This window comes from Pseudomonas sp. PDM30 (genome assembly GCF_019218985.1).
GTDB classification, from domain to species: domain Bacteria; phylum Pseudomonadota; class Gammaproteobacteria; order Pseudomonadales; family Pseudomonadaceae; genus Aquipseudomonas; species Aquipseudomonas jessenii.
Map to the genome: position 1 here is coordinate 270,133 of NZ_JAHUWM010000007.1, position 26,618 is coordinate 296,750.

Consider the following 26,618-nt stretch of genomic DNA (forward strand, 5'->3'; position numbering starts at 1 on the left):
TCCAATTCTTGAATTTTTTAGGGAAACCAGCCTGTAGGAGCGAGCTTGCTCGCGATAAACATCAAATCGCCGCGGGGCATCAGATTTCCCGCGTTATCGTTGGCGACCATCGCGAGCGAACTCGCTCCTACAGGTACACGGGGTTCATCATTTTTTCGCGGCGAACAACGCATCGAGCTTCTGCTCGAAGGTGTGGTAGTCGATGCGATCGTAAAGCTCCATGCGGGTCTGCATGGTGTCGATGACGTTCTGTTGCGTGCCATCGCGACGGATCGCGGTGTAGACGTTTTCTGCAGCCTTGTTCATGGCACGGAACGCCGACAGCGGGTACAGCACCAGCGATACGTCGGCAGCGGCCAGCTGTTCGGTGGTGTACAGCGGCGTCGCGCCGAACTCGGTGATGTTGGCCAGGATCGGCGCTTTCACGCGATTGGCGAACAGCTTGTACATTTCCAGTTCAGTGATGGCTTCCGGGAACACCATGTCAGCGCCGGCCTCGATGCACGCGGCGGCGCGATCCAGGGCAGACTCCAGACCTTCCACCGCCAGGGCGTCGGTACGGGCCATGATCACGAAGCTGTCATCGGTACGGGCATCGACTGCAGCCTTGATGCGGTCGACCATTTCCTGCTGGGTCACGATTTCCTTGTTAGGACGGTGACCGCAGCGCTTGGCGCCGACCTGGTCTTCGATGTGAATCGCCGCCGCGCCGAACTTGATCATCGACTTCACGGTACGGGCGACGTTGAACGCCGAGGAACCGAAACCGGTGTCCACGTCCACCAGCAGCGGCAGGTCGCAAACATCGGTGATGCGGCGCACGTCGGTCAGCACGTCATCCAGGCCGGTGATGCCCAGGTCCGGCACGCCGAGGGAGCCGGCAGCCACCCCGCCACCCGACAGGTAGATCGCCTTGAAACCGGCGCGCTTGGCCAGCAGCGCATGGTTGGCGTTGATCGCGCCGACCACTTGCAATGGATGCTCGCTGGCGACCGCATCGCGGAAACGCTGGCCTGGAGTGCTCTTGTTCAAACTCATGACTCACCTCGTTTGGCTGTCGGGTTAGCGCCGTCCTGGTAATGACGGGCGATGTTGCGTTTGGAGGCGCCGATGTGACGGCGCATCAACAACTCGGCCAGTTCACCGTCACGGTCGGCGATGGCATCGAGAATTCGGTGGTGCTCGGCGAACGCCTGGTGCGGGCGATTGGGCGTGGTGGAAAACTGGATGCGGTACATGCGCACCAGTTGATACAGCTCGCCGCAGAGCATTTGGGTCAGCGTACGGTTGCCGCTGCCCTGGATGATTCGGTAGTGGAAGTCGAAATCGCCTTCCTGCTGGTAGTAGCCTCTCCCGGCCTGAAACGCCTCATCGCGTTCGTGGGTTTCCAGGACCCGACGCAGCTCGTCGATTTCTTCGAGGCTCATGCGCTCGGCGGCCAGGCGACAGGCCATGCCTTCCAGGGATTCGCGGATTTCGTATAGCTCAATCAGTTCGGCGTGATTGAGCGACACCACCCGTGCGCCGACATGCGGCACGCGAACCAGCAGGCGCTGGCCTTCCAGACGGTGGATGGCCTCGCGCAACGGGCCACGGCTGATGCCGTAGGTGCGCGCCAGTTCCGGTTCGGAGATTTTGCTGCCCGGCGCGATATCGCCTTTGACGATAGCCGCCTGAATGCGTCGGAAGACGTTCTCGGAAAGCGTCTCCGTATCGTCTTGCGTAGAAACCGGGGGATCGAGTTGATCCAGCATATTGTCGACACCTTGTAAGCCAGTGCCGCAAAAACTAGCGAATACTGGCGGCACAGTCAAAGTATAAATCGATATTGTCGACAATCTTCTGATAACCGGTTGCACCATTACGAAGCAACCGGCCTATTTATAGCCACCGGCCAGCGCTGGCGCCATCAAACCACCGTGCTAGAATGCCGCCCGCATTTGTTTGTCACATCTGCACTGCCTGTCATAAAAACCTGACAGGCATACGAGGGAGCTTGCGCAGCGATGCCAGGGCCTTGAATCAAGTCGGACCGCTGCGCATCAGGATTTATGAGACTCAAGCCCTTCCCCACCGTCCTTTTTTTCCTTTGCCTGCCCGGCTTCGCAATGGCCGGGGAAAAGACCGTGTATGGCCTTAACGAGTACGCATCGCTCAATGGCATCGATCTGGAGGTGGCGGCCAAACTCGATACCGGGGCGAAAACCGCATCCCTGAGTGCACGGGATATCAAACGTTTCAAACGCAACGGCGAGTCGTGGGTGCGCTTTTACCTGGCCATCGACGCCGCCCATTCGCACCCGATCGAACGCCCGCTGGCCCGTGTCAGCAAGATCAAGCGCCGGGCCGGCGACTACGATCCGGAAGAAGGCAAGAAGTACACCGCCCGCCCGGTGATCGAACTGGACATCTGCATGGGCTCGGCCCTGCGCAGCATCGAAGTGAACCTGACCGACCGCAGCGCTTTCCAATACCCGCTACTGATTGGCTCCGAAGCCCTCAAACGTTTCGATGCTCTGGTTGACCCCAGCCTTAAATATGCTGCCGGCAAACCTGCCTGCACCACCGACGCTCATACCGCCGAGTAATTCAAATGCGCTCTCTTACCCTTCACCTGAAACTGCTGATCGCCATCCTGGTGGTGCTGGGCATTTCAGTTACGGCCTATCAGATCTTCGTGCTGGGCATCCCGGTGACCGAAGACGCCACCGACGACCTGTGGAACATCGACGCCAAGGTCGAGTTCGTCGCCAGTGCCAAGGATCCGGTCAAGATCCAGATGTTCGTGCCTCCGCTGAGCCGCGACTTCGTGAGCCTCAACGAGAGCTTCATCTCCAACAACTACGGCGTGGCCGTGAACCGGGTCGACGGCAACCGCAAGGTCACTTGGTCGGCACGCCGGGCCAAAGGCAATCAGACGCTGTATTACCGCCTGGTGCTGACCAAGCGTTATTCCGGTGAGAAAGCCAAGATCAAAGGCCCGACCTTTCGCGACAGCATGACCATCGAAGGCCCGGAAAAAATCGCCGCCGAAGCCCTGCTCGCACCGATTCGCCAACACTCGGCCGATGTCGAAACTTTCGTCGGCGAAGCCATCAAGCGGGTCAACAACCTTAACGACGACAACGTGAAGCTGCTGCTGGCTGGTGACCCATCCGCGGCGCACAAGGCGAAAATCGTCGAGCTGCTGCTGTCCATCGCCCATGTGCCGATCGAGAAGGTCCACACCATCCGCCTGGTGGCCGACCAGCCGCAAATGCCGGAACTGTGGCTGCGCAGTTTCAATGGCACCGACTGGCTGTACTTCAACCCGGAAACCGGTGAACAGGGCCTGCCGACCGACCGCCTGCTGTGGTGGACCGGCGACGAAAACCTGATCACCGTCGATGGTGGCAAGAAAGCCAACGTGACCTTCAGCCTGAACAACAGCGAAATGAACGCCATTCGCCTGGCCAAGCTGACCGACGAAAACACCGACGCCAATTTCCTCGAGTACTCGCTGTACGGCCTGCCGCTGCAAACCCAGCAGACCTTCATGATCATGGTGATGATCCCGATCGGCGTGCTGGTGATCCTGATCCTGCGCAACCTGATCGGCATCCAGACCCTGGGCACCTTCACCCCGGTGCTGATCGCCCTGGCCTTCCGCGAAACCCAGCTCGGCTTCGGTATCGTGCTGTTTACCATCATCACGGCGCTGGGCTTGTCGCTGCGTTCCTATCTCGAACACCTGAAACTGCAAATGCTGCCGCGGCTGTCGGTGGTGCTGACGTTCGTGGTGGTGCTGATTGCAGCCATCAGCCTGCTCAGCCATAAACTCGGCCTGGAACGCGGTTTGTCGGTGGCGCTGTTCCCGATGGTGATCCTGACCATGACCATCGAACGACTGTCGATCACCTGGGAAGAGCGCGGCGGTGGCCATGCCATGAAAGTGGCCGTCGGCACGCTGTTCGCCGCGTCCCTGGCGCACCTGATCATGAGCGTGCCGGAACTGGTGTACTTCGTGTTCACTTTCCCGGCGATCCTGCTGATTCTGGTGGGCTTCATGCTGGCCATGGGTCGTTATCGCGGTTACCGCCTGACCGAACTGGTGCGCTTCAAGGCCTTCCTGAAAAAGGCTGACGCCTGATGTTCGGCCTCTGGAAGACCTGGAAGGCCCTGGAAGCCCGGGGCATCATGGGGATCAATCGGCGCAACGCAGACTACGTGCTCAAATACAACAAGCGCAGCCTGTACCCGATCGTCGATGACAAGATCATCACCAAGGAACGCGCCATCGCTGCCGGCATCCATGTGCCTGAACTGTATGGCGTGATCTCCACCGAGAAGGAAATCGACAATCTCGAAGAGATCATCGGCGCACGCAATGACTTCGTGATCAAACCGGCCCAGGGCGCTGGCGGAGATGGCATCCTGGTCATCGCCGACCGCTTTGAAGGGCGTTATCGCACGGTGTCCGGCCGGATCATCAGCCATGAAGAAATCGAACACCAGGTTTCCAGCATCCTGACCGGCCTGTACTCCCTGGGCGGTCACCGCGACCGGGCGCTGATCGAATACCGCGTGATTCCGGACCAGATCTTCAAGAGCATCAGTTACGAAGGCGTGCCGGACATTCGCATCATTGTTTTGATGGGCTACCCGGTGATGGCCATGTTGCGCCTGCCGACGCGCCAGTCCAACGGCAAGGCCAACCTGCACCAGGGCGCCATCGGCGTCGGTGTGGACCTGGCCACCGGCCTGACCCTGCGCGGCACCTGGCTCAACAACATCATCAACAAACACCCGGACACCACCAACGCAGTGGATGGCGTGCAACTGCCCTACTGGGACGGCTTCATGAAACTCGCCGCTGGTTGCTATGAGTTGTGCGGCCTGGGCTACATCGGTGTCGACATGGTCCTGGACCAGGAAAAAGGCCCGCTGATTCTGGAGCTCAACGCCCGGCCGGGGCTGAATATCCAGATTGCCAATGACTGCGGCCTGACGTTGCGCACTCATGCGGTCGAGGCGCGGCTGGAAGACCTGAAGGCGCGCGGCGTGAGTGAATCGGTCGAAGAACGCGTGGCGTTTGTGCAGGAGATGTTTGGGCATATTCCTGCGGTCGAGGGCTGAGGCCCATCGATTGTAGGAGCGAGCTTGCTCGCGATGAACCTGAAAACACTGTGGGGGGTCAGGCATACAGCGTTATCGTTGACGACCATCGCGAGCGAGCTCGCTCCTACAGCAATCAATCCCCTCTAGGAGCAATTCTCCGAGGGGACTACAATCGCCACCCCGCCTCGATGGCTGACTTCCCCCGCCCATGTTGACCTGTTCCGTACACCCGCTGCCCTATCGCGCCAACCCCGCCGAATATTTCGCGGCGATTCGCCATGCACCCGGTGCCGTCCTGCTCGACAGTGGCCGCCCCAGCGCCGACCGCGGTCGATATGACCTGCTCAGCGCCTGGCCACTGGAACAACTGACGGTGTCGCCCGACGAAAGTGGCGATGCTTTCCTGCAACGCCTGCGCGACAACCTGACACGCCTGGGCGAAGCCATTCTGCCGGCAGATTATGAGTTGCCGTTTGCCGGTGGGTTGATCGGTTACCTGAGTTACGACTTCGGCCGACATCTGGAACGCCTGCCGAGCCAGGCCAGTGATGACCTGCATCTGCCCGACGCGCGTTTCGGCTTGTACGGCTGGGCCTTGATCAGCGATCACCTTTCGCAGACCAGTCAATTGGTGTTCCACCCGACCCTGCCCGACAGCGAGCGTCAGCGCCTGATCGAACTGTTCAGTCAGCCCGCACCGGAAGTGGTCACGCCCTTCAAACTGCTCACCCCGATGACTGCCGATCTGAGCGCAGACGAGTATCAACAGGCCATCGAGCGCATCCAGCAGTACATTCAGGCCGGCGACTGCTATCAGGTCAATTTCGCCCAACGGTTTCGCGCACCCTGCCTGGGTGATCCGTGGGCCGCTTACTGTGCGCTACGCGCTGCTTGCCCGACGCCTTTTTCCGGTTTCCAGAACTTGCCTGATGGCGATGCCGTACTCAGCCTGTCGCCGGAACGCTTTGTCAAAGTCAGCCAGGGCCATGTGGAAACCCGCCCGATCAAGGGCACTCGCCCCCGGGGCCTGACACCCGAACAGGACGCCGCGAACGCCGCCGAATTGCTGGCCAGCCCCAAGGACCGCGCGGAAAACCTGATGATTGTCGACCTGCTGCGCAATGACCTCGGTCGCACTTGCCGCACAGGCTCAGTACGGGTGCCGGAACTGTTCAGCCTGGAAAGCTATCCGAACGTGCACCACCTGGTGAGCAGCGTCACCGGTGAACTGGCGGATGAGCGCGATGCCCTGGACCTGATCGCCGGCAGCTTCCCCGGCGGCTCGATTACCGGCGCGCCAAAGATTCGTGCCATGCAGATCATCGACGAACTGGAGCCGACCCGGCGCGGCCTGTATTGCGGTTCGTTGCTGTACCTGGACGTACGCGGCGAAATGGACAGCTCCATCGCCATCCGTAGTTTGCTGGTCAAGGACGGGCAGGTGTGTTGCTGGGGCGGTGGCGGGATTGTCGCGGACTCGCAGTGGCAGGCTGAGTATCAGGAGTCGATTACCAAGGTGAAGGTACTGCTCGATACGCTGCAGAACCTCTGACCATCCCCATCACTGTAGGAGCGAGCTTGCTCGCGATGAACCTGAAAACGCCGCGGGGTGTCAGTCTTGCCGCGTTATCGTTGACGACCATCGCGAGCAGGCTCGCTCCTACATACAGGGAATGTGATTACAAGCTCAGGGTCCGGTTTGATGCCTTGATGAACTCCTGCTTCAACGCTTCAAACGTGTGCACCGCCGGGAACTGCGGGAACTGCGCAATCACGTTATCCGGCGCATGGAACAGAATCCCGGCATCAGCCTCGCCCAGCATCGTGGTGTCGTTGTAGGAATCCCCCGCCGCGATCACCCGGTAGTAGAGGCTCTTGAAGGCCAGGACCGACTGACGCTTGGGATCTTTCTGACGCAGTTGATAGTCAGTGACACGCCCAGTGTCGTCAGTAATCAGGCGATGGCAGAGCAAGGTCGGGAAGCCCAGCTGACGCATCAGCGGCTGGGAGAACTCATAGAAGGTGTCCGACAGGATCACCACCTGGAAGCGCTCGCGCAGCCAGTCGACGAACTCGATGGCGCCATCGAGCGGCTTGAGCGTGGCGATCACTTCCTGAATGTCGGAGAGCTTCAGGCCGTGCTCGTCGAGAATTCGCAGGCGCTGCTTCATCAGCACGTCGTAGTCGGGAATGTCCCGGGTAGTGGCCCTGAGGGATTCGATCCCGGTTTTTTCGGCGAAGGCGATCCAGATTTCCGGAACCAGCACACCTTCAAGATCCAGACAGGCAATTTCCACAAGACACTCCCATTTGTATTGATTATTGAGTCGAGCGAGCAAAAAGACTGCCGAACTCTAGCGATTCGGGCCTGCCTGCGCAACGCAGAGGATGCCCCGGCCCGTGCAGCTTTTTGTTACCATCGACCCCATATAGAGCGCCCAGCGCCACCGACCTGTAGGAAGCCGCCCTGATGAGCCCAACGTTCGACGTCGTGGAACTCGCCACGACCTATGCCAACAAATCCGCCCAGGACATTCTGAAACTCGCGTTTGCCGAGTTCGGCGATGACCTGTGGATATCTTTCAGCGGCGCCGAAGACGTGGTGCTGGTGGACATGGCCTGGAAGCTGAACAAGAACGTCAAAGTGTTCAGCCTCGACACCGGTCGCTTGCACCCCGAGACCTACCGCTTCATCGATCAGGTGCGCGAGCACTACAAGATCGACATCGAACTGGTGTCGCCGGACTACACGAAACTTGAGCCGTTCGTGAAGGAAAAAGGCCTGTTCAGCTTCTACAAGGACGGCCATGGCGAATGCTGCGGCATCCGCAAGATCGAACCGCTGCGCCGCAAGCTGTCAGGCGTGAGGGCCTGGGCGACCGGCCAGCGTCGGGACCAGAGCCCCGGCACCCGCAGCGCCGTCGCGGTAATGGAAATCGACACCGCGTTCTCCACCCCGGAACGTACCCTGTACAAGTTCAACCCGCTGGCACAAATGACCAGCGAAGAGATCTGGGGCTACATCCGCATGCTTGAGTTGCCGTACAACAGCCTGCACGAACGCGGTTTCATCAGCATCGGCTGCGAACCCTGCACCCGCCCGGTATTGCCGAACCAGCATGAGCGTGAAGGCCGTTGGTGGTGGGAAGAAGCGACGCAGAAGGAATGCGGGCTGCATGCGGGGAATATCATCAGCAAGTCCAAAGGCTGATCCCGAGCGTTGTGATCCCCCTCTGTAGGAGCGAGCTTGCTCGCGATAAACCCAAGAGCGCCATGGGGTGTCAGGAATACAGCGTTTTCATTGACGACCATCGCGAGCAAGCTCGCTCCCACAAAAATGTGTACACATAAATGTCACCATCGGTGCCATTTATGTGTGCACTTTTCGTTTCTGCGCCCCCAAAAGTTACATCCCCTCGCCTGACGTACACCGCCATGTCCTCCTGAATCCCCTTCGTAAAATAAATACCTGTTCAATCGGTCAATTTTAATTGCCTATTTTTCAGTAGCTTGGCGAACCGCCATAACAAAACGAAATGAATAGCGCGTTTCATAGATCTCCCGACTGGCATGGATCTGGCTTAAGTGCATACATGTTTTGTATACAATCAATTCAAAACATACACACACTTTAGATCCGCAAGCCTGAAGCGCCCTATCCCGTACAGGCTGCAGATGCCCCGTAACCAATGATATTCGCCATCCGCGACGAAGATTTGTCGAGCCAACGCTCATGCACAGTCATCGCGATGTCGAGCATCAGGAGCCTGCCGGAATGCGTACTAGTCTCTCCAATAACAACATCGCGCTGGATCTACCCTCCTCCCATTCCATCCACACCGTCGACAATCAGGCGCATCACGCTCCCGTGGTGCTCAGCCCCCGATTGCACAACAAGGACCTGGCACCGACCAAGTCCGAAGGTCGGCGCTGGGGCCGCTACAGCATCTTTGCCCTGTGGACCAACGACGTGCACAACATTGCCAACTACTCGTTTGCCATAGGCCTGTACGCCTTGGGTCTGGGTGGCTGGCAGATTCTTCTGTCCCTGGGAATCGGCGCCGCGCTGGTTTACTTCTTCATGAACCTGTCTGGCTACATGGGCCAGAAAACCGGGGTGCCGTTTCCGGTCATCAGCCGGATCAGTTTCGGCATTCACGGTGCGCAGATTCCTGCATTGATCCGCGCCGTTATCGCCATCGCCTGGTTCGGTATCCAGACGTATCTTGCGTCCGTGGTCTTTCGCGTGCTGTTAACGGCGGTCCATCCCGGGTTCGCCGACTACGACCACGACTCGATCCTCGGTCTGTCGACCCTGGGCTGGGTGTGTTTCGTCGCGATCTGGTTCGTGCAACTGGCGATCCTGGCCTATGGCATGGAGATGGTGCGGCGCTATGAGGCATTTGCCGGCCCGGTGATTTTGCTGACCGTCGCCGCCCTTGCCGCGTGGATGTACACCCAGGCCGATGCGACCATCGCCTGGTCTATCCGTGAGCCGCTGACTGGCGGTGAGATGTGGCGCAACATCTTTGCCGGTGGCGCACTGTGGCTGGCGATCTACGGCACCTTGATCCTCAACTTCTGCGACTTTGCCCGCTCCTCGCCGTGCCGCAAAACCATCAAGGTCGGAAATTTCTGGGGCTTGCCGGTGAATATCCTGGTATTCGCCGGCATTACCGTCCTGCTGTGCGGCGCGCAATTTCAGATCAATGGCCGGATCATCGAAAGCCCGACCGAAATCATCGCCTCGATCCCCAACACCTTCTTCCTGGTGCTCGGCTGCCTGGCGTTCCTGATCGTCACCGTGGCGGTGAACATCATGGCCAACTTCGTCGCCCCGGCGTTCGTACTCAGCAACCTGGCGCCCAAGTACCTGACCTTCCGCCGCGCCGGGCTGATCAGCGCGACCATCGCCGTGCTGATCCTGCCGTGGAACCTCTACAACAGCCCGCTGGTGATCGTGTATTTCCTGTCCGGCCTCGGTGCCCTGCTCGGCCCGTTGTACGGGGTGATCATGGTCGACTACTGGCTGGTACGCAAAGGCCGGATCAACGTGCCGCAGTTGTACAGCGAAGACCCTGACGGCGCGTATTACTACAGTCGCGGTGTCAATTTGCGCGCGGTGGCGGCGTTCATTCCTGCTGCGTTGATCGCCATCGTCCTGGCATTGGTACCGGGCTTCCACAGCGTATCGCCATTCTCCTGGCTGATTGGTGCCGGTATCGCCGGGATGCTCTACCTGATCATCGCCAAGCGCCAACCGCATTACGTCGATGTTAGCGGCGAAGCCATCGCGGTCGACAACGTCAGCCACTGATCCTGTCGCGGCCCGGCGTTGTCGGGCCGCAGAACCAACTGCAATAAGGACTCCCCATGCGCATTCTCGTGGTCAACGTCAACACCACTGAATCCATCACCCAGGCCATCGCCCGCTCGGCGCAGGCCGTCGCGTCGCCCGGCACGGAAATCGTCGGCCTCACCCCGCACTTCGGTGCCGACTCCATCGAAGGCAATTTCGAGAGTTACCTGGCGGCCATCGCGGTCATGGACCGGGTGATGTCCTACGACCAGCCGTTCGACGCCGTAATCCAGGCCGGCTACGGCGAGCACGGCCGTGAAGGCTTGCAGGAACTGCTCAATGTGCCGGTGGTGGACATCACCGACGCCGCCGCCAGCACGGCGATGTTCCTCGGTCACGCCTATTCCGTGGTCACCACCCTCGACCGCACCGTGCCGCTGATTGAGGATCGCCTCAAGCTCTCCGGCCTCTGGGACCGTTGCGCCTCGGTACGGGCCAGTGGTTTGGCAGTACTGGAACTGGAGCACGAACCGCAGCGCGCACTCGAGGCCATCGTCCATCAGGCCGAACTGGCGGTGACCCAGGACAAGGCCGAAGTGATTTGCCTGGGCTGCGGCGGCATGGCTGGGCTGGACGAGCAGATTCGCCGACGTACCGGGGTACCGGTGGTGGATGGGGTGACGGCGGCGGTGACCATTGCCGAATCATTGGTGCGACTGGGGCTGTCGACATCGAAGGTGCGGACTTATGCGACGCCACGGCCGAAAAACATCATTGGTTGGCCGGGGCGGTTTGCCCGGTAGACCGCAGTGCCCCCTTCGCGAGCAAGCTCGCTCCCACAGGTTTTGCATCGCACCTCAGTAATGTATTCGACGCAAAACCTGTGGGAGCGTGGCTTGCCCGCGATGGCAACACCTCGGTCTTAAGCCAGGCTCAAACCGCACTGAACCTCTGCCCCAACCCCCGCTCGGCAAACTGCTCAATGACGAATTCGACAAACGCCCGGGTCTTGCCCGGCAGCAGTTTGTGTTCGGCGTAATAGATGGAGGTGTAACCGTCGTCGATGTACCAATCCGGCAGCACCCGCTGCAGCCTGCCCGACTCCAGATAGCTCGCGGCAAACGGCATGCTCACCAGCGCAATGCCCAGACCCTGCGCGGCCGTGGCGCAGGCGGCCTCGGAATCGCTCATGGTCATCCGCGCCTTGAGCGTCAACGGGCTGTGTTGCTGATTGCGATGGGTCAACTGCCAGGAGCGTACACGACCGGTCTGCGGTGAGCGGATCAGAATCCCGTCATGGTGCTTGAGGTCATCCGGCTCGCTGATCGCTGCATGTGTCTCCAGGTAGTCCTTCGTAGCCACCAACACCCGATGCGCCGGACTCAGCCGGCGTGCCACCACGCCCTGGGGTAATTCGAAGCCGCCGCCGATGGCCGCGTCGAAACCCTGCCCGATCAGATCGACCTGGCGGTTGTCGAAGTGCCAGTCCGGGTTGATCGCCGGGAATCGCCGCAGAAACTCGCCGAGCATCGGCACAATGTACAGGCAGCCAAATACTGTGCCCATGCTGACTTTCAAGGTGCCCGCCGGCTGCCCTCCGGCGCTGGCGAGATTGGCCACGGCATTCTGGATCGTGTGCAGGCTGCCGCTGACTTCGCCGAGAAACAACTGACCGGCTTCCGTCAGGGTCAGGCTGCGAGTGCTGCGCTGGAACAATCTGACACCCAGGCGCGCCTCGAGCTTGGCAACGCTCTTGCCCACCGCCGCCGGTGTCAGGCTCAAGCGCCGCGCCGCCTCAGCAAAGCTGCCGACCTCGGCACTGCGCACAAAGCATTCGATACTGCTGAAGGTTTCCATAAGCGCCACTATAAACTTTTGGTTTACACAGACTATCGTAACTATGGTCTACACAGCACGTAATCCTGAATCGATACTAGCCTCCATCAACCGGGACATCTCGCCTCGGGACTTGGAGATCGATATGACTACTCAGAACCTCAGCGGCAAAGTGGCCTTGATTCAAGGTGGTTCCCGCGGCATCGGCGCAGCCATCGTCAAGCGCCTGGCTGCTGAAGGCGCCACCGTTGCCTTCACCTACGTCAGCTCCACGGCCAAAGCCGAAGAACTGCAAGACAGCATCACCGCCAAGGGCGGCAAGGCCCTGGCCATCAAGGCCGACAGCGCCGACGCCGACGCCATCCGCGGTGCCGTGTCCGCCACGGTAGAAGCCTTCGGTCGCCTGGATATCCTGGTCAACAATGCTGGGGTACTGGCGGTCGCACCGCTGGCCGAGTTCAAACTCGAAGACTTCGACCAGACCCTGGCCATCAACGTGCGCAGCGTGTTCATCGCCACCCAGGCCGCCGCCAGACACATGACCGAAGGCGGTCGCATCATCAATATCGGCAGCACCAACGCAGACCGCATGCCCTTCGCCGGTGGTGGCCCGTACGCCATGAGCAAGTCGGCGCTGGTCGGCCTGACCAAAGGCCTGGCCCGTGATCTCGGCCCGCAAGGCATCACCATCAATAACGTGCAACCGGGCCCGGTCGACACCGACATGAATCCGGCCGAGGGTGACTTTGCGGATAGCCTGATCCCGTTGATGGCCGTGGGCCGTTACGGCAAGGCCGAAGAGATCGCCAGCTTCGTCGCCTACCTTGTCAGCCCTGAAGCGGGCTATATCACGGGGGCCAGCCTGACCATCGACGGTGGTTTCGGCGCCTGATGCGTGTCAGCCAACTGCAGTAACTGTGGGAGCGAGCCTGCTCGCGAAGAGGGAGTATCAGACACGTTGATGTTGTCTGAGACACCGCTTTCGCGAGCAAGCCCGCTCCCACATTTGCCAGAGTCGACCTGTCTTTTTAGCTAGGCCCACTCAAGCGCCGGCAAACCAAAAGCACTCGGCACAAACGCCTTCAGCGTACGAAGAATGCCATCGGCGTGTGCGTACCTGGCATCTGCCATTGCCGCATCCGGAATCGCAATCGCCGTCATCCCTGCCGCTTTCGCCGCAGTGACGCCGAAGGGCGAATCCTCGAACACCAGGCAGTCTTGCGGTGCAACGCCCAGACGCCGCGCCGCCGTCAGGAAAATATCCGGTGCCGGTTTGGCCGCGCCCACCTCGGCGTCATCGGCGGTGACGATAAAGTCGAACAAGGCGAACCAGTCGCGGTGCAAGGTGGTTTTCTGGCCGAACGACTGGCTCGAAGAACTGGTGCCTACGGCAATGGGAATGTTGTTGGCCTTCAGATGCCGTACCAGTTCCTGTGCTCCGGGCATTGCCTGCGCTGTAGGAAAACGCTCGCGCATCAGCGGCTCGCGGATCACCAGAAACTCTTGTGCCGTAATCGGCAAGTCCAGCGCTTCAACCACATAGCGCGCCAGATCGCCCGCGCCCCGGCCAATGATGTTCTGTTTGATGCTCCAGTCGAACGTCCGGCCGTAACGCGCGGCAATGATGGAGGTGACTTCCGTGTAGATGCCTTCTGTGTCCAGCAACAAGCCGTCCATATCGAAAATCACGGCCTTGATCGGGCCGAATGCTTTCAGTGGTGCATTCATCGCATCTGATCCGTTTTCTAAGGTATCCCGGGCAACTCAGGTACGGCCGATGCCCCATGGATTAAAGGATTCAGCAGCATAGCGAGCGCCGCTGGTCTAGAGCAATGATGAAATCCCGATCGGCGCCGAATGGCCCTCCGCGATTTAGCGAATCCCCCTACAGCAAGCGCCACCCTTTCCCGACTTCTTTCCTCGCCGATCCCCCGCAGAGTTTCGCGCTCCACTTTCCGCCAAGCGAAAGACAGCAGATGTTCGATCCCCAAGAGGTATTGGCATGCCCCGCCAGCGGTCCCCTGATACTTTGCCCCGGCAGGCATGAACGCCACGAGGACGCCTCCAGACAGGCGAAAAACCCCAATGGTGTCAGTATCGACACCGCCGAGCGAACCGCCACCCACAACGGCCCGGTGTCGATGGTTACCGGTGAAGAACTGCTGACCCTGACCGATGGCACCCTCGACGGAATCCTGCCTTTCGACTTCACCCGTCTCTATCGCACCAGTGCCGTCGAAATCGACAGTGGCCTCGGTTTTGGCTGGAGCCATTCGCTGTCCCAGCACCTGGAACTCCACAGCGAGCGGGTGCTGTGGATCGACCCCGAAAACCGCCGCACGCCCTTTCCACGGCCGACGGCGGCGCGCCCGGTGATCCACAACAGCCTGTCGCGGGCGGCGATTTACCTCGGCGAAGAGCCGGACGAACTGATCCTCGCCCTGGCCGGCCACCGCGCGCGGTTCTACCACTTTCATGACGGCCGGCTCAGCACGATCAGCGATGCCTACGGCAATCGCCTGACGGTGCAACGGGACCGCTGTGACCGGATCCAACGCCTGGACAACGGCGCCGACCGCGCCTTATTGCTGCGTTACGACGTCAAGCACCTGGTGGCCGTCGACTATCAGGTGTTTCAGCGCGGCGACTGCGAGGCAAACACCTGGCGCACCGAACAGACACTGGTCAGCTACCGCTACGACGCCCGCCGGCGCTTGATCGAGGCAACCAACGCCGCAGGTGAAAGCGAGCGCTATGACTACGACGAGCAGCACGTGATCCTGCAACGGCAACTGGCCGGCGGCGCGAGTTTCTTCTGGGCGTGGGAACGCTCTGGCAAGGCAGCTCGCTGCATCCATCATTGGGCCTCGTTTTCGCAAATGGAGGCACGTTACGCCTGGGACGATCAAGGCTGTGTGACAGTGAACAACGCCGACGGTAGCGAAGAAGTTTACGTTCATGACAACCGCGCACGCCTGGTGCGCCAGGTCGGGCCCGACGGCGGTGAGTTGCACAGGGCCTACGACGATCAGGGGCGCCTGATCGCCGAGCAGGACGCCCTCGGCGCCGTCACCGAATACCATTATGACGAAGCCGGCCGGTTGATCGTGCGGCGTGCGCCCGATGAGGCGCCCATGACCTGCAACTATCGGCACGGTTTCCTGCGCACCCTCACCCGTGGTCAGGCGACCTGGACCTGTCAGCGCAATGCCCAGGGCGACATCACTGCTGTTTCCGATCCCGACGGGCAGATCACCCGCTATTTCTACGACCCCAAGGGGCGCTTGCTGACAATCCGATTCCCCGATCAGAGCGGTCACCGGTTTGTCTGGAACGCCTTGGGGCAAATGTTGGAGGAGACCTTGCCGGACGGTGCCCAGCGCGCTTTTTCCTACGATGTGCTGGGCCGGCGGATTACCCGGCAGGACGAACACGGTGCCGTCACCGGCTATGAGTGGGACGCCGTGGGTCGACTGACCAGGATCACGCTGCCCACCGGTGCCTGCCGTGCCTATCGCTACAACGCCTACGGCCAGGTCACCGCCGAAACCGACGAACTGGGACGGGTAACCCGTTACGAATACGCCGACGACCTGCACTTGGTCAGCCGTCGGATCAACCCCGACGGCAGCACGCTGAAGTACGGCTACGATCATGCGCAACTGTTGCTCACCGAGATCGAAAACGAGGTCGGCGACTCCTATCGGCTGGACTACACGCCTGGCGGATTGATCCGACAGGAAACCGGCTTTGATGGCCGTCGTACCACCTATGCGTATGACGGTAATGGCCAGTTGCTGAAAAAAACCGAGTTCGGCGACGACGGTTCGCAACTCGTCACACAATACCAACGCGACAGCGCCGGGCGCTTGTTGCTCAAGACCCTGCCCGACGGGATCAAGGTCGAGTACCACTACGACAACTCAGGGCGACTGGTTCGCGTCGATGACGGTCAAGGCCATCCGCTGGCGTTCGAATACGACCGCCAGGGCCGGCTGATCACCGAACATCAGGGCTGGGGCACCCTGCGTTACGGCTACGATGCCTGCGGTCGGCTCAAGCGGCTGCACCTTCCGGACGACAGTGTCCTTGTCTACCACCATGCCAAGGGGGGCGCCCTCACTGCCATCGATCTCAATGGCACGCGCCTGACCTGCCACCGTTTTGTCGGCGGGCGCGAACAGCAACGCCAACAGGGCCTGCTGCTCAGCGACTACGCCTACGACGAGCAAGGCCGCTTGCAGCTCCATTGCGTCAGCCAAAAGCAACGAGCGCTGTATCGCCGCGAATATGCCTACAGCGCCAAGGGCAATCTCCTGCAGATTGCGGACAGCCGTCACGGCCAACGCCACTATCAATACGATGCGTTCGACCGCCTGACCGGCGTACGCCACGACCGCGATCCGTTCGCGGAGAACTTCACCCATGACCCGGCCGGCAATCTGCTGATCCGTGGCCGTCCAGGCCCGTTCGTGCTCCAGGGCAACCGTCTGCACCGCCATTGCAACAGCCACTACGACTACGACGCCTTCGGCAACCTGATCCGCGAACGCCGCGGCATGCCGCCCCAAGTCACCCAATACACCTATGACAGCCAGCACCGCCTGATCAGCGTCAGCACCCCGGACGGTAAAAGTGTCAGCTACCGCTACGACGTCTTCGGCCGGCGCATCCGCAAAACCATCGACAGCCAGACCACGCAATTCTTCTGGCAAGGCGACCAGCTCATCGCCGAAAGCACTCCCGAGCACTACCGCAGCTACGTTTACGAACCCGGCAGCTTCCGCCCGCTGGCGCTGCTTGACGGAAAAGGCCGGGCAGACGCCCGCCCGCTCTACTACCAACTCGACCACCTCGGTACTCCGCAGGAACTGACCAACTACGGCGGCGCTATCGTCTGGTCGGCCAAATACACCGCCCACGGCAAACTTCGTGAAGTGAGCCAGGGCGACGGCGAACGACTCAAACAGCCTCTACGGTTTCAGGGGCAATACTTCGACGCCGAGAGTGGCCTGCACTACAACCGTCATCGCTACTACCATCCCGACATTGGTCGTTATCTGACGCTGGATCCGGTCATGCTGGCCGGTGGGCTGAACCCGTATCGGTACACCCGGAACCCGACGGGGTGGGTGGCTCCATTGGGATTGGGCGGGAATTGCCCGCAGGAGAACAGGCCGGGATGCTCGGTGCCGTATGGGCAAGGAAGGGCAAAGGTTGATGAGGGAGAGCCTGATGCGCCCTCTCCAAAACCGTCGAATAAATAGGTGTATTGCGGAGACTCACTAGAGCCCCGGGGAATTTTCTAACCGGATTCCCCCCTCGGACCGAAGCTTCAAAGAAGCAATCGAGACCCGGGGTGCTTCACTGTCGCTTTGTAATAGCTGGCTCACCCGTGCCATCGTCCCGATCTTCTGGATTGGCCTCTATATCATCGTCGTCGCTCGGAACCTGCTCCACACCTGCATCATCATCGTCCGGTGGTCGTTGGTCGCGGCTCAAGGAATCGGTAGGCGACGGCAGCGGATACTCCGGTGTTTCATCAACGTCGGGGACTTTCCGATCAGTGTTCATATCGCACCTCTCGCGTGACCTGAAGTGCAGGCCACGACCTGGCGAGGATCGGGCGATGGACACGTTCGATCAGCTGGACAACCGGTCAATCCGACAGCACGATTCGATCAGTCCTCGTCCTCTTCCTCATCTTCAAACTCGATATTCCCCACATCGCCCGCATCATCAGCATCGTTAAGCGGCACCGTCGCATCGTCCATCAGCGATCCCGGATCTTCATTGCCGGGATCGTTTATAGATGGCTGTGCGCTCGGCCCCTTTTCTTCCTTGTCTTCGCTTTTCGCAGTCATGGGATGCCTCGCTCAACTAGTGATGCTTATTGTGGTGCTTATTGTGGTGCTTGTTCGAATGTTTATGTCCGCCACCGGAATGGGAGTGGCCGCTATCACTCCCCAGATCATTGCCGACCGCACCACCGGCTGCACCGCCAAGACCGGCACCGATGGCCGATCCGGTCGAACCGCCAAGACTGTTGCCGATCACTGATCCACCCGCCGCGCCCAAACCACCGCCTACCGCCGCTTCGGTGCGACTGCGCTTTGGTGCGGCAATGGCACTACCGGCCGCGCCGCCGACCCCGGCACCGACGGCCGCACCCGTGCTGCCACCCACCTGGCCACCGACAACATTGCCCAGCACCCCACCAAGACCACCGCCCACTGCGGCATCTCCATTACCTCCCGCCAGCGCCACCTGAGAAACCAACAATCCAAAAACAATCGCAGGCAACATCAATCGCCGAGCACTCTGGCTTACGGTTTTTTTGTCGTTGGTTTTCGGGTTCATGGCACGCCTCACATTCTTCAAGGGAGTATGGAAGATTTGAGCCATTGCGGCGTAAAACGTTCATAAATGAAAAAGCCCGGCATCAAGCCGGGCTCTTTTCAAATCTGGATCAGGATCAGTGACGCTTGTGACCATTGGCCAGGTTGCTGCCCACGCCGCCGCCCAATGCACCGCCCAGGCCCGCACCGATGGTGGCACCGGACTTGCCGCCGAGGCTATTGCCGATCACCGAACCACCGGCCGCGCCGACACCGCCACCGATAGCAGCGCTGGTGCGATGACCTTTTTTGGCGGCAACTGCGCTGCCTGCCGCGCCAGCGACGCCCGCACCAATCGCGGCGCCAGTGCTGCCGCCCATCTTCTGGCCGACGACGTTACCCAATGCGCCGCCCAAGCCACCGCCCAGCGCGGCAGTGCCGTCACCAGCCATTGCACCTTGAGCAACCAGAAGCCCCAGAACCAGAGCGGGCAGTGTTAAACGCATGACAAAAACCTCAAAAATAGGGGGTACACAAAAGGGGGCGAGATTGAATGCTTTTGCGCGGATAAAGTCCAGCACACCGGTCCAACTTCGCGATTGGCGAGGGTTGGACAGCGTTTACCGAAAAGGTTTTATCGCGGACAAAAAAAAGCCCGCTGGGGAAACGGGCCAGGTGTTGCTTTCTAACGGATGAGTCGAGATTACGGAGGGTGTTGTGAAAAGTTTGTGAAAGATCTGCCCCTTCAAAAAAATTGTCATAAAATTTTTCAGGCATGAAAAACCCCGCTCTATGACGGGGTCTGCCTGACGTTCGATTACTTCCTGACCGGCGCTGTCACCTTGGGTAAAAATTTGCCCTTCAGTACCCGGCACGCCCTGGTCTTGATCTTGTCGACCTCAGTCTGGTCCTCGCCAAAACTGGCCACATACTGGGTCTGACCACACCGCACGGAGTTGTTGATCGGAAACTCTGCGCCATCGTCCTCGATATACGGATCAGCCATCTCTCCACCCCTTTCAAAAAGCGCGATCGACATCGGCAAGCCCTTTGCCTGAAAGAATATCGATCGCCAAGGTTTTTGAGACTAGACGGTCACTAACGGACCTGCCGTTCGGATTTCCCCGTGACCGACGAATGGCTTCTCACCTTTTACCTCAACTTGACCGCAGTCCCGGTCACAAACACCACGACCATTCCTCCCTTACCGGCCGGCATGCTGATCTCATAATCAAGCCCGACCACCGCGTCCGCCTGAAGCGCCTGAGCCCGCTCCTTGATCTCATCGGTGGCCTGAATGCGTGCTTCCTTCAACGCTCGCTCCAGTGTCTGGGAACGCCCGCCGAAAAAGTCGCGCATCCCGGCAAACACGTCGCGGACAACGTTGATCCCTTGCACCGACTCGGCGCTGACGATGTCCAGGTAGGCGGTAATTTGCCGGCCTTCGATGGACTGGGTCGTGGTGATGATCATGGGTGTTCCTTCCTGTTCAGATAGTCAGCCAACGCGTCAAACGCCGGCAAAGTGACGGGATCATTGGCCGAGTTGTTGGCCACCGGATGGGATGCGTAGCGGACGATGACCATCTCGGCCTTCGGGTCGACATAAATGCGCTGCCCATGGACCTGCTTCGTTTTCGCTTGGTTATCGGCAGGATGATGTATTTGGGGCCGGATTGCGGAGTAGATGGGGCATACGAACGGGAATATGATCCGGCAACATTCCCATATCGCCCTTTTTCAGACGCCAAAAACCACAAACCCCCGACTTTCTCTAGGAAAATCAGGGGTTTGTGTTTACTAAATGTGGCGGTGAAGGAGAGATTCGAACTCTCGATACAGTTTCCTGTATACACACTTTCCAGGCGTGCTCCTTAAGCCACTCGGACACTTCACCGTATCTCTTCAAACATGTTCTGTCTGTCGAGGCGCGCTAATGTAGTCGAAAGCTTTTCCGATGGCAAACATTTTTTTCAGAATTTTCATGCGGTTAACGCGATTCAGCGTTTCCGGTCGTTCCCGGCCATGGCAAACCGGCCAATCTCCGGCTTCGTGCCCTCTTCTATATAGAGGGGAATGCGCAGCAGGCACGGCGGGCTGCGCCTGACGGGCGGGCAAAGGGTGACTGGCGGGTCAGTCACGGCGCTTTACCTGGCTTGCGGCGGTGGGTAACGTCTGCCCAACTTTATTGAAAGGAATAGCGTCATGAGTGAGTTGATTTCCTACCATCTCGAAGACGGTATCGCGACCCTGACCCTGAGCAATGGCAAGGTCAATGCCATCTCCCCGGATGTGATTGCCGAGTTCAACGCTGCGCTGGATCGGGCAGTGGCTGATCGTGCGGTGGTGATCATTACCGGCCAGCCGGGCATTCTCTCTGGCGGTTATGACCTGAAGGTGATGACGGCCGGTCCTAGAGAAGCCGTGGCGCTGGTGACCGCCGGCTCGACCCTGGCCCGCCGCCTGCTGTCGCACCCCTTCCCGGTGATCGTGGCGTGCCCGGGGCACGCGGTGGCCAAGGGCGCGTTCCTGCTGTTGGCGGCTGACTATCGCATCGGCGTTGAAGGTGCGTTCAGCATTGGCCTGAACGAAGTGCAGATCGGCATGACCATGCACCACGCGGGCATCGAGATTGCCCGTGACCGCCTGAACAAAGTGGCGTTGCAACGTTCGGTGGTCAACGGCGAGATGTTCAATCCACAAGGCGCCGTGGCGGCCGGCTTCCTCGATGTCGTGGTCTCGCCTGAAGAACTGCAAGGCGCGGCACTGGCGGCGGCTCGTCAGTTGAAGAAGATCAACATGACCGCGCACAAGAACACCAAATTGAAAGTGCGCAAAGCGCTGCTGGAGGCCCTGGACAACGCGATCATCCAGGATCAGGAGCATTTGGGCTAAGCCCGGATCTGCTGCAACGAAAAGCCCGACCGTCGTGTCGGGCTTTTTCATACATGTCTGCGTTAAACGTCTGTGACCGCTCTAGGCTGCATCTGACCAAACAGTCGGAAACATCAGCTCAAACATCGACCATCTCCCACTTCCCTGGGAGCAATTGCCGAAAACAGTGCACATCCGTACACTGCGCCACCTTTTGTCCCGGTGGGGCCTGTAAATGCTGTTTTTGTGCCGTATGTCATTGATGGGCCTGCACTTTATCGTGGCGGGTGTGCTGGGGGTGATGCTCGGCCTGTGCCGGCCGTTCAATCCGGACAACAGCCGCCTGTGCGCACGCCTGTACGCATGGCCGGCCATGTGCATTTTGCGTTTGCGAGTGAAGGCCGAAGTCGGGCCGTTGATGGATAAACCCGACAGCTGCGTGATCATCGCCAATCACCAGTCCAACTATGACCTGTTTGTGTTTGGCAACGTGGTGCCCCGTCGTACCGTGTGCATCGGCAAAAAGAGCCTGAAGTGGGTGCCGCTGTTCGGGCAGTTGTTCTGGCTGGCCGGCAATGTGCTGATCGACCGTGGCAATGCACAAAAGGCACGCAAGTCGATGTTGACCACCACCCACACCCTGCAAAACAAAGACACCTCGATCTGGGTTTTTCCGGAAGGCACGCGCAACTTGGGTGAGGACTTGCTGCCCTTCAAGAAAGGCGCCTTTCAGATGGCCATTGCCGCCGGGGTGCCGATTGTCCCGGTGTGCGTCAGCAGTTACGTCAAACACATGCGGTTGAACCGCTGGCGCAGCGGGAAAATCCTGATTCGCTCGTTGCCGGCGATTCCCACCGCTGGATTGAGCCTGGACGACATGCCCCTGCTGATCGCTCAGTGCCGCGAGCAGATGCGTGAATGCATCGAATCGATGGACCGGCAACTGCAAGCCGCCTGAAAAAGAAACCCGCCTGGTGCGGGTTTTCTTTTGCCTGTGCGTCTTTGCCCAGAACTCGGCAGATTTAACTGACTCTCAAACACTGCAAGGCTAAGCTGAGCCACACTGCCAATGCATTCGTTGCCAATTGAAAGCTGCCAAAAGAAGTGAACCACCATCATGGGTAGAGTTGTTGCTGCTGCGGTTTATAGCGCCGGTAAGAGAGTCACTGATATCAGCCTTGACGAAGGCGCAGCCTGGGCTGCAAAGCCCGGGCACTTTGTCTGGATCGGCCTCGAAGAGCCGAACGCCGAGGAGCTCTACAATCTGCAACGCCAGTTCAACCTGCACGAACTGGCCATCGAAGACGCCCTGGAAAAGCACAGCCGACCGAAGCTGGAAACCTTCGGCGATGCGCTGTTCATCGTGACGTATTCGCCCATCCGCCATGAGGGCAAACTCGAGTTCATCGAGACGCATATCTTTGCCGGCAATGGCTACATCATTACTGCGCGCAACGGTCACTCCGCGTCCTACGCCCATGTCCGCCAACGCTGTGAGGCGCGTCCGCTATTGCTTGAGCACGGGGAAGATTTCGTACTCTATGCCATCCTCGATTTCGTGATCGAAAACTACCAGCCGATGGGCGAAGCCATTCACGGGGAAATCGATGAGTTGGAGCGCAACGTGTTGTGCGGCTCGCTCAATGACTACGACATCCAGAAGCTACATGGCCTGCGTCGTGATGTTTTGCGCTTGCGTCGTTATGTGGCACCGATGATTGAGATCGGTGAGGAATTGCAGAGGCTGAGCTTCCCGTTCATCGACAAGAACATGCGCCCGTACTTTCGCGATGTGCAGATCCACGTCACTCGACAGATGGAAGACCTGACAACGCTGGCGGATATTGCCAGCCAGACGATTGAGGTCGGGGTGCTGTTGGAGGCCTCTCGCCAGAGCGTGGTGCAACGCAAGTTTGCGGCTTGGGCGGCGATTCTGGCCTTCCCGACGGCGGTGGCGGGGATCTACGGAATGAACTTCCAGAACATGCCGGAGTTGGGCTGGCACTACGGGTATTTCGGGGTGCTGGGGTTTATTACGGTGGGTTGTCTGGGGTTGTGGGCGAGCTTCAAGAAATCGGGGTGGCTGTAGGAGCGAGCCTGCTCGCGAAAAACCTGAGAGCACCGCGGGCTGTCAGGTTTGGCGCGTTATCGTTCACGACCATCGCGAGCAGGGCTAGCTCCTACAGGTTTTAAACAGCTGTTGGCTTGTGCGCGACAAACCGCATCATCCACTCGGCAACCGTGGTGCCGTGGTGTTCCTGTTCCAGGCTCGCGATACCTTTGGAGTAGACCTGCTCGCCCAGTGCCTGTTGGCGAATATCCAGCAGTGCACGGGAGTAGTCGTGGATGAATTCCGGATGCCCCTGGAAGCACAGCACCTGGTCGTTGATGTGGTAGGCGGCAAACGGGCAGAAGTCGCTGGAAGCGATGACCGTGGCGTTCTCCGGCAGCGACGTGACCTGATCCTGGTGGCTGATCAGCAACGTCAGCTCCTCGCGCACCGGGTTCATCCACGGCGCCTTGGCGGCCAATTTGTAATTGTGGGTGCCGACGCCCCAACCCTGGGTCGCACGCTCGCTCTTGCCACCGAGCAGCAACGCCAGCAACTGATGACCGAAGCAGACGCCCAGCAACTTGTCGCCGCTCTCGTAGCGGGTCAGCAGATATTTCTTGAGGGTTTCGATCCACGGGTCGGTGCCGAAAGAGTCGGCCTTGCTGCCCGTCACCAGGTAGGCGTCGAACGTCAGGTCGTCGCTTGGGTACTCACCCTGCACCACGTTGTAGACGGTGAACTCGGCGGCAATCGGCTGCTGCGAAAACAGGTGTTTGAACATCTGCCCGTAGCCCTGATATTGGTCAACCAATTCCGGACGCAGGTGGTCGGTTTCCAGAATGCAGATGCGTAACGACATAAAAAATACCTGACACGTGATGGGAATAATGCACACCCCAGAGCCTGCCTTGAAACGCTGTGACAAGGCAAGCCCCGAAATGCATCATATCCCCCTTAGAACCCCTCCCCTTTGGCGGCCTTCTCCAGCAGCAAGGCGGGAGGCGCGAACCGCTCGCCATACTGTGTGGCCAGATACTGGGCTCGGGCCACAAAGTCCTGCACGCCGTACTGGTTGATGAACTGCAGCGCACCGCCGGTCCAGGCGGCGAAACCGATGCCGAAGATCGAGCCAATGTTGGCATCCGCCGTCGAGGTCAACACACCCTCCTCCACACAGCGTACGGTTTCGATGGCTTGCACGAACAGCAGGCGATCACGCACGTCCTTGGGCGAAATCTGCCCGTCGGCTTTCTCGAAGCGGGTTTTCAACTCAGGCCACAGGTGTTTCTGGCCGCCCGCCGGATACTCGTAGAAACCTCCACCGCCAGCCTTGCCCGGACGCTTGAACTCATTGAGCAACAAGTCAATCACGGCAAATGCCGGGTGTTCTGTCAGCGGTTTGCCTTCTGCTTGCAGGTCCTTGGCCGTTTGCAGGCGGATATGGTTCATCAGGCTGAGGGAAACTTCGTCAGAGATCGCCAGCGGTCCTACCGGCATGCCGGCCTTGCGCGCTTCAGTCTCGATCATCGCCGCGCTCACGCCCTCACCCAGCATGGCAATGCCTTCATTGGTGAAGGTGCCGAACACCCGCGACGTGAAGAAACCGCGGCTGTCATTGACCACAATCGGGGTTTTCTTGATTTGCAGGACGTAATCGAAGCCGCGGGCCAGGGTTTCATCGCTGGTGTTGGCGCCCTTGATGATTTCCACCAGCGGCATTTTTTCCACGGGGCTGAAAAAATGCAGGCCGATGAACTTGCTCTGATCGGGCACGGCACACGCCAGGCCGCTGATCGGCAAGGTCGAGGTGTTGGAGGCGATCACCGCGTCCGCGCCGACGACCTTCTGCGCCGCCAACGAGACTTTGGCCTTCAAATCCCGATCCTCGAACACTGCCTCGATGATCAGGTCGCAACCGGCCAGGTCGGCATCGCTTTCACTGGTTTGAATGCGTGACAGAACGGTGTCGCGTTGCTCGATGCTCATTTGTCCGCGAGCAACCTTCTTGTCCAGCAGCGCCGCCGAATGCGCCTTGCCCTTCTGCGCCGCCGCGAGGTTGATGTCCTTGAGCACCACATCGATCCCCGCCGACGCACTGACAAACGCAATACCGGCGCCCATCATCCCGGCGCCGAGCACGCCGACCTTGCGGGTGACATAAGGCGCAAAGCCTTGAGGCCGCGAGCCGCCGGCATTGATTTCGTTGAGCTGGAACCAGAACGTGCCAATCAGGTTCTTCGAGACCTGGCCGGTGGTCAGTTCGGTGAAGTAGCGGGTTTCGATCAAGTGCGCCGTGTCGAAGTCCACTTGGGCGCCCTCGACCGCTGCGCAGAGGATTTTCTCTGGCGCGGGCATCGTGCCCTGGGTTTTGCTGCGCAGGATCGACGGCGCAATCGCCAGCATCTGCGCAACTTTCGGGTTTGACGGTGTGCCGCCCGGAATCTGGTAGCCCTTCACGTCCCAGCGCTGCACCGCCGCTGGATTGGCCAGAATCCACGTCCGCGCCTTGGCCAACAAGTCTTCGTGATCAGTCGCCAACGCGTCGATCAATCCTGCCTGCAATGCCTGTGGTGGCCGCACTTTCTTGCCTTCAAGCAAATAAGGCAGGGCTTTTTCCAGGCCGAGCATGCGCACCATGCGCACCACGCCTCCGCCGCCCGGCAGCAGGCCAAGGGTGACTTCCGGCAGGCCGAGTTGCACCGACGGGTGGTCCAGCGCCACGCGGTGATGGCAGGCCAGGCAGATTTCCCAGCCGCCGCCCAGTGCGGCGCCATTGATCGCCGCGACCACAGGCTTGCCGAGGGTTTCCAGGGCGCGCAACTGGCCCTTGAGGCTCAGCACCATGTCGTAGAAGGCCTTGGCCTGGGGTTTGCCAACCTTGATCAGCTCGTTGAGATCGCCGCCAGCGAAAAATGTCTTCTTGGCCGAGGTGATGATCACACCGGCGATGCTGTCCTTGTCGGCCACCAGGCGCGCAACGCAGTCCGCCATGGCTTCGCGGTACACCGCGTTCATGGTGTTGGCGCTCTGGCCCGGCATGTCGATAGTCAGGACGACGATCTGGTCCTGGTCTTTTTCGTAACGAATGGCTTCGCTCATAACTGGGTTCCTTGATGTCCGGG

25 protein-coding genes, 1 tRNA gene and 1 pseudogene are annotated in these 26,618 nt (G+C 59.8%); 12 read left to right on the forward strand and 15 right to left on the reverse strand.

The annotated features are described in order from the left end of the window. Positions 1–147: 147 nt before the first annotated feature. Positions 148–1,038 carry a methylisocitrate lyase gene (gene prpB, locus KW840_RS18590; RefSeq protein ID WP_008017616.1) on the reverse strand — a complete coding sequence of 297 codons (891 nt, stop codon included), beginning with the start codon at positions 1,036–1,038 and terminating at the stop codon, positions 148–150. Further along, positions 1,035–1,754 carry a GntR family transcriptional regulator gene (locus KW840_RS18595; RefSeq protein WP_008048579.1) on the reverse strand — a complete coding sequence of 240 codons (720 nt, stop codon included), beginning with the start codon at positions 1,752–1,754 and terminating at the stop codon, positions 1,035–1,037. Before KW840_RS18595 ends, prpB begins: the two co-directional genes overlap by 4 nt. Before the next feature lie 297 nt (positions 1,755–2,051). Between KW840_RS18595 and KW840_RS18600 the strand changes: the two genes are divergently transcribed. From KW840_RS18600 to pabB, 4 genes are all read left to right on the forward strand, one after another. After that, positions 2,052–2,588, forward strand: coding sequence for an ATP-dependent zinc protease (locus tag KW840_RS18600; RefSeq protein WP_218496792.1), 537 nt, complete (start codon positions 2,052–2,054; stop codon positions 2,586–2,588). A gap of 5 nt (positions 2,589–2,593) precedes the next feature. Beyond that, positions 2,594–4,129 (forward strand): inactive transglutaminase family protein, encoded by a 1,536-nt coding sequence (locus KW840_RS18605; protein ID WP_057715711.1) that lies wholly within the window; start codon positions 2,594–2,596, stop codon positions 4,127–4,129. Next, positions 4,129–5,115, forward strand: a complete 987-nt coding sequence (locus tag KW840_RS18610; protein WP_057715712.1) for an alpha-L-glutamate ligase-like protein — start codon at positions 4,129–4,131, stop codon at positions 5,113–5,115. Before KW840_RS18605 ends, KW840_RS18610 begins: the two co-directional genes overlap by 1 nt. Before the next feature lie 190 nt (positions 5,116–5,305). Next, on the forward strand, positions 5,306–6,649 hold the full coding sequence (gene pabB / locus KW840_RS18615; protein ID WP_218496794.1) for an aminodeoxychorismate synthase component I: 1,344 nt from the start codon (positions 5,306–5,308) through the stop codon (positions 6,647–6,649). Between the two features lie 127 nt (positions 6,650–6,776). Here pabB and thrH read toward each other — a convergent pair whose 3' ends face one another. Next, on the reverse strand, positions 6,777–7,394 hold the full coding sequence (thrH, locus tag KW840_RS18620) for a bifunctional phosphoserine phosphatase/homoserine phosphotransferase ThrH (RefSeq protein WP_057715714.1): 618 nt from the start codon (positions 7,392–7,394) through the stop codon (positions 6,777–6,779). Between the two features lie 173 nt (positions 7,395–7,567). Here thrH and KW840_RS18625 point away from each other — a divergent pair, with 173 nt between their 5' ends. From KW840_RS18625 to KW840_RS18635, 3 genes are all read left to right on the forward strand, one after another. After that, complete coding sequence (locus KW840_RS18625) at positions 7,568–8,308, forward strand: phosphoadenylyl-sulfate reductase (protein ID WP_218496797.1); 741 nt, start codon at positions 7,568–7,570, stop codon at positions 8,306–8,308. A gap of 564 nt (positions 8,309–8,872) precedes the next feature. Beyond that, positions 8,873–10,414, forward strand: a complete 1,542-nt coding sequence (locus KW840_RS18630) for an NCS1 family nucleobase:cation symporter-1 (protein WP_057715716.1) — start codon at positions 8,873–8,875, stop codon at positions 10,412–10,414. A 56-nt stretch (positions 10,415–10,470) separates the two neighbouring features. After that, on the forward strand, positions 10,471–11,199 hold the full coding sequence (locus tag KW840_RS18635) for an aspartate/glutamate racemase family protein (protein ID WP_007988885.1): 729 nt from the start codon (positions 10,471–10,473) through the stop codon (positions 11,197–11,199). A 130-nt stretch (positions 11,200–11,329) separates the two neighbouring features. Here the strand turns inward: KW840_RS18635 and KW840_RS18640 are convergent, their stop codons facing one another. After that, positions 11,330–12,253 (reverse strand): LysR family transcriptional regulator, encoded by a 924-nt coding sequence (locus KW840_RS18640; RefSeq protein WP_154860695.1) that lies wholly within the window; start codon positions 12,251–12,253, stop codon positions 11,330–11,332. Positions 12,254–12,377: 124 nt separating this feature from the next. Between KW840_RS18640 and KW840_RS18645 the strand changes: the two genes are divergently transcribed. Further along, entirely contained in the window at positions 12,378–13,124 is a 747-nt protein-coding gene (locus tag KW840_RS18645) for a 3-oxoacyl-ACP reductase family protein (protein WP_218496800.1), read from the forward strand. 140 nt (positions 13,125–13,264) lie between these two features. Here KW840_RS18645 and KW840_RS18650 read toward each other — a convergent pair whose 3' ends face one another. Next, positions 13,265–13,960: an HAD-IA family hydrolase gene (locus KW840_RS18650; protein WP_057715719.1), complete on the reverse strand. Its 696-nt coding sequence runs from the start codon at positions 13,958–13,960 to the stop codon at positions 13,265–13,267. 248 nt (positions 13,961–14,208) lie between these two features. Here KW840_RS18650 and KW840_RS18655 point away from each other — a divergent pair, with 248 nt between their 5' ends. Further along, on the forward strand, positions 14,209–17,499 hold the full coding sequence (locus KW840_RS18655) for an RHS repeat-associated core domain-containing protein (RefSeq protein WP_218496802.1): 3,291 nt from the start codon (positions 14,209–14,211) through the stop codon (positions 17,497–17,499). Between the two features lie 97 nt (positions 17,500–17,596). Here KW840_RS18655 and KW840_RS18660 read toward each other — a convergent pair whose 3' ends face one another. The 8 genes and pseudogenes from KW840_RS18660 to KW840_RS18690 all read right to left on the reverse strand — a co-directional run bounded on the left by KW840_RS18660 (position 17,597) and on the right by KW840_RS18690 (position 20,466). Then, positions 17,597–17,806, reverse strand: a complete 210-nt coding sequence (locus tag KW840_RS18660; protein WP_150812362.1) for a hypothetical protein — start codon at positions 17,804–17,806, stop codon at positions 17,597–17,599. Positions 17,807–17,913: 107 nt separating this feature from the next. After that, positions 17,914–18,096, reverse strand: a complete 183-nt coding sequence (locus KW840_RS18665; RefSeq protein ID WP_057715722.1) for a hypothetical protein — start codon at positions 18,094–18,096, stop codon at positions 17,914–17,916. 16 nt (positions 18,097–18,112) lie between these two features. Continuing rightward, positions 18,113–18,592 carry a YMGG-like glycine zipper-containing protein gene (locus tag KW840_RS18670; RefSeq protein WP_150812360.1) on the reverse strand — a complete coding sequence of 160 codons (480 nt, stop codon included), beginning with the start codon at positions 18,590–18,592 and terminating at the stop codon, positions 18,113–18,115. Between the two features lie 115 nt (positions 18,593–18,707). Next, positions 18,708–19,076, reverse strand: coding sequence for a hypothetical protein (locus KW840_RS18675; RefSeq protein ID WP_007988063.1), 369 nt, complete (start codon positions 19,074–19,076; stop codon positions 18,708–18,710). Between the two features lie 311 nt (positions 19,077–19,387). Then, complete coding sequence (locus tag KW840_RS18680; protein WP_032829518.1) at positions 19,388–19,576, reverse strand: hypothetical protein; 189 nt, start codon at positions 19,574–19,576, stop codon at positions 19,388–19,390. 146 nt (positions 19,577–19,722) lie between these two features. Next, positions 19,723–20,043: a YbjQ family protein gene (locus tag KW840_RS18685; protein WP_057715723.1), complete on the reverse strand. Its 321-nt coding sequence runs from the start codon at positions 20,041–20,043 to the stop codon at positions 19,723–19,725. Next, positions 20,040–20,195, reverse strand: a pseudogene (locus KW840_RS28590) (6-aminohexanoate hydrolase); the annotation flags it as partial. The gene KW840_RS18685 and the pseudogene KW840_RS28590, both read right to left, overlap by 4 nt. 181 nt (positions 20,196–20,376) lie before the next feature. Then, a tRNA-Ser gene (locus KW840_RS18690) sits at positions 20,377–20,466 on the reverse strand. Positions 20,467–20,774: 308 nt separating this feature from the next. On the opposite strand from KW840_RS18690, the gene KW840_RS18695 reads away from it, so the two are divergent. From KW840_RS18695 to KW840_RS18705, 3 genes are all read left to right on the forward strand, one after another. Then, positions 20,775–21,464 carry a crotonase/enoyl-CoA hydratase family protein gene (locus tag KW840_RS18695; protein ID WP_218496813.1) on the forward strand — a complete coding sequence of 230 codons (690 nt, stop codon included), beginning with the start codon at positions 20,775–20,777 and terminating at the stop codon, positions 21,462–21,464. Positions 21,465–21,678: 214 nt separating this feature from the next. Further along, complete coding sequence (locus KW840_RS18700; protein ID WP_057715729.1) at positions 21,679–22,401, forward strand: 1-acyl-sn-glycerol-3-phosphate acyltransferase; 723 nt, start codon at positions 21,679–21,681, stop codon at positions 22,399–22,401. Between the two features lie 159 nt (positions 22,402–22,560). Beyond that, on the forward strand, positions 22,561–23,532 hold the full coding sequence (locus KW840_RS18705) for a magnesium and cobalt transport protein CorA (RefSeq protein ID WP_057715730.1): 972 nt from the start codon (positions 22,561–22,563) through the stop codon (positions 23,530–23,532). 100 nt (positions 23,533–23,632) lie between these two features. Here KW840_RS18705 and KW840_RS18710 read toward each other — a convergent pair whose 3' ends face one another. Together KW840_RS18710 and KW840_RS18715 are read right to left on the reverse strand one after the other, a co-directional pair. Continuing rightward, positions 23,633–24,355: an amidotransferase gene (locus KW840_RS18710; protein ID WP_218496814.1), complete on the reverse strand. Its 723-nt coding sequence runs from the start codon at positions 24,353–24,355 to the stop codon at positions 23,633–23,635. A gap of 95 nt (positions 24,356–24,450) precedes the next feature. Continuing rightward, complete coding sequence (locus KW840_RS18715; RefSeq protein WP_218496816.1) at positions 24,451–26,595, reverse strand: 3-hydroxyacyl-CoA dehydrogenase NAD-binding domain-containing protein; 2,145 nt, start codon at positions 26,593–26,595, stop codon at positions 24,451–24,453. Between the last annotated feature and the right edge of the window lie 23 nt (positions 26,596–26,618).

What these genes read in the sequence shown, in the direction of transcription:
- prpB (WP_008017616.1), bottom strand. Translation starts at nt 1,038, where the DNA reads ATGAGTTTGAACAAGAGCACTCCAGGCCAGCGTTTCCGCGATGCGGTC.
- KW840_RS18595 (WP_008048579.1), bottom strand. Translation starts at nt 1,754, where the DNA reads ATGCTGGATCAACTCGATCCCCCGGTTTCTACGCAAGACGATACGGAG.
- KW840_RS18600 (WP_218496792.1), top strand. Translation starts at nt 2,052, where the DNA reads ATGAGACTCAAGCCCTTCCCCACCGTCCTTTTTTTCCTTTGCCTGCCC.
- KW840_RS18605 (WP_057715711.1), top strand. Translation starts at nt 2,594, where the DNA reads ATGCGCTCTCTTACCCTTCACCTGAAACTGCTGATCGCCATCCTGGTG.
- KW840_RS18610 (WP_057715712.1), top strand. Translation starts at nt 4,129, where the DNA reads ATGTTCGGCCTCTGGAAGACCTGGAAGGCCCTGGAAGCCCGGGGCATC.
- pabB (WP_218496794.1), top strand. Translation starts at nt 5,306, where the DNA reads ATGTTGACCTGTTCCGTACACCCGCTGCCCTATCGCGCCAACCCCGCC.
- KW840_RS18625 (WP_218496797.1), top strand. Translation starts at nt 7,568, where the DNA reads ATGAGCCCAACGTTCGACGTCGTGGAACTCGCCACGACCTATGCCAAC.
- KW840_RS18630 (WP_057715716.1), top strand. Translation starts at nt 8,873, where the DNA reads ATGCGTACTAGTCTCTCCAATAACAACATCGCGCTGGATCTACCCTCC.
- KW840_RS18635 (WP_007988885.1), top strand. Translation starts at nt 10,471, where the DNA reads ATGCGCATTCTCGTGGTCAACGTCAACACCACTGAATCCATCACCCAG.
- KW840_RS18640 (WP_154860695.1), bottom strand. Translation starts at nt 12,253, where the DNA reads ATGGAAACCTTCAGCAGTATCGAATGCTTTGTGCGCAGTGCCGAGGTC.
- KW840_RS18645 (WP_218496800.1), top strand. Translation starts at nt 12,378, where the DNA reads ATGACTACTCAGAACCTCAGCGGCAAAGTGGCCTTGATTCAAGGTGGT.
- KW840_RS18650 (WP_057715719.1), bottom strand. Translation starts at nt 13,960, where the DNA reads ATGAATGCACCACTGAAAGCATTCGGCCCGATCAAGGCCGTGATTTTC.
- KW840_RS18655 (WP_218496802.1), top strand. Translation starts at nt 14,209, where the DNA reads ATGTTCGATCCCCAAGAGGTATTGGCATGCCCCGCCAGCGGTCCCCTG.
- KW840_RS18660 (WP_150812362.1), bottom strand. Translation starts at nt 17,806, where the DNA reads ATGAACACTGATCGGAAAGTCCCCGACGTTGATGAAACACCGGAGTAT.
- KW840_RS18665 (WP_057715722.1), bottom strand. Translation starts at nt 18,096, where the DNA reads ATGACTGCGAAAAGCGAAGACAAGGAAGAAAAGGGGCCGAGCGCACAG.
- KW840_RS18670 (WP_150812360.1), bottom strand. Translation starts at nt 18,592, where the DNA reads ATGAACCCGAAAACCAACGACAAAAAAACCGTAAGCCAGAGTGCTCGG.
- KW840_RS18675 (WP_007988063.1), bottom strand. Translation starts at nt 19,076, where the DNA reads ATGCGTTTAACACTGCCCGCTCTGGTTCTGGGGCTTCTGGTTGCTCAA.
- KW840_RS18680 (WP_032829518.1), bottom strand. Translation starts at nt 19,576, where the DNA reads ATGGCTGATCCGTATATCGAGGACGATGGCGCAGAGTTTCCGATCAAC.
- KW840_RS18685 (WP_057715723.1), bottom strand. Translation starts at nt 20,043, where the DNA reads ATGATCATCACCACGACCCAGTCCATCGAAGGCCGGCAAATTACCGCC.
- KW840_RS18695 (WP_218496813.1), top strand. Translation starts at nt 20,775, where the DNA reads ATGAGTGAGTTGATTTCCTACCATCTCGAAGACGGTATCGCGACCCTG.
- KW840_RS18700 (WP_057715729.1), top strand. Translation starts at nt 21,679, where the DNA reads ATGCTGTTTTTGTGCCGTATGTCATTGATGGGCCTGCACTTTATCGTG.
- KW840_RS18705 (WP_057715730.1), top strand. Translation starts at nt 22,561, where the DNA reads ATGGGTAGAGTTGTTGCTGCTGCGGTTTATAGCGCCGGTAAGAGAGTC.
- KW840_RS18710 (WP_218496814.1), bottom strand. Translation starts at nt 24,355, where the DNA reads ATGTCGTTACGCATCTGCATTCTGGAAACCGACCACCTGCGTCCGGAA.
- KW840_RS18715 (WP_218496816.1), bottom strand. Translation starts at nt 26,595, where the DNA reads ATGAGCGAAGCCATTCGTTACGAAAAAGACCAGGACCAGATCGTCGTC.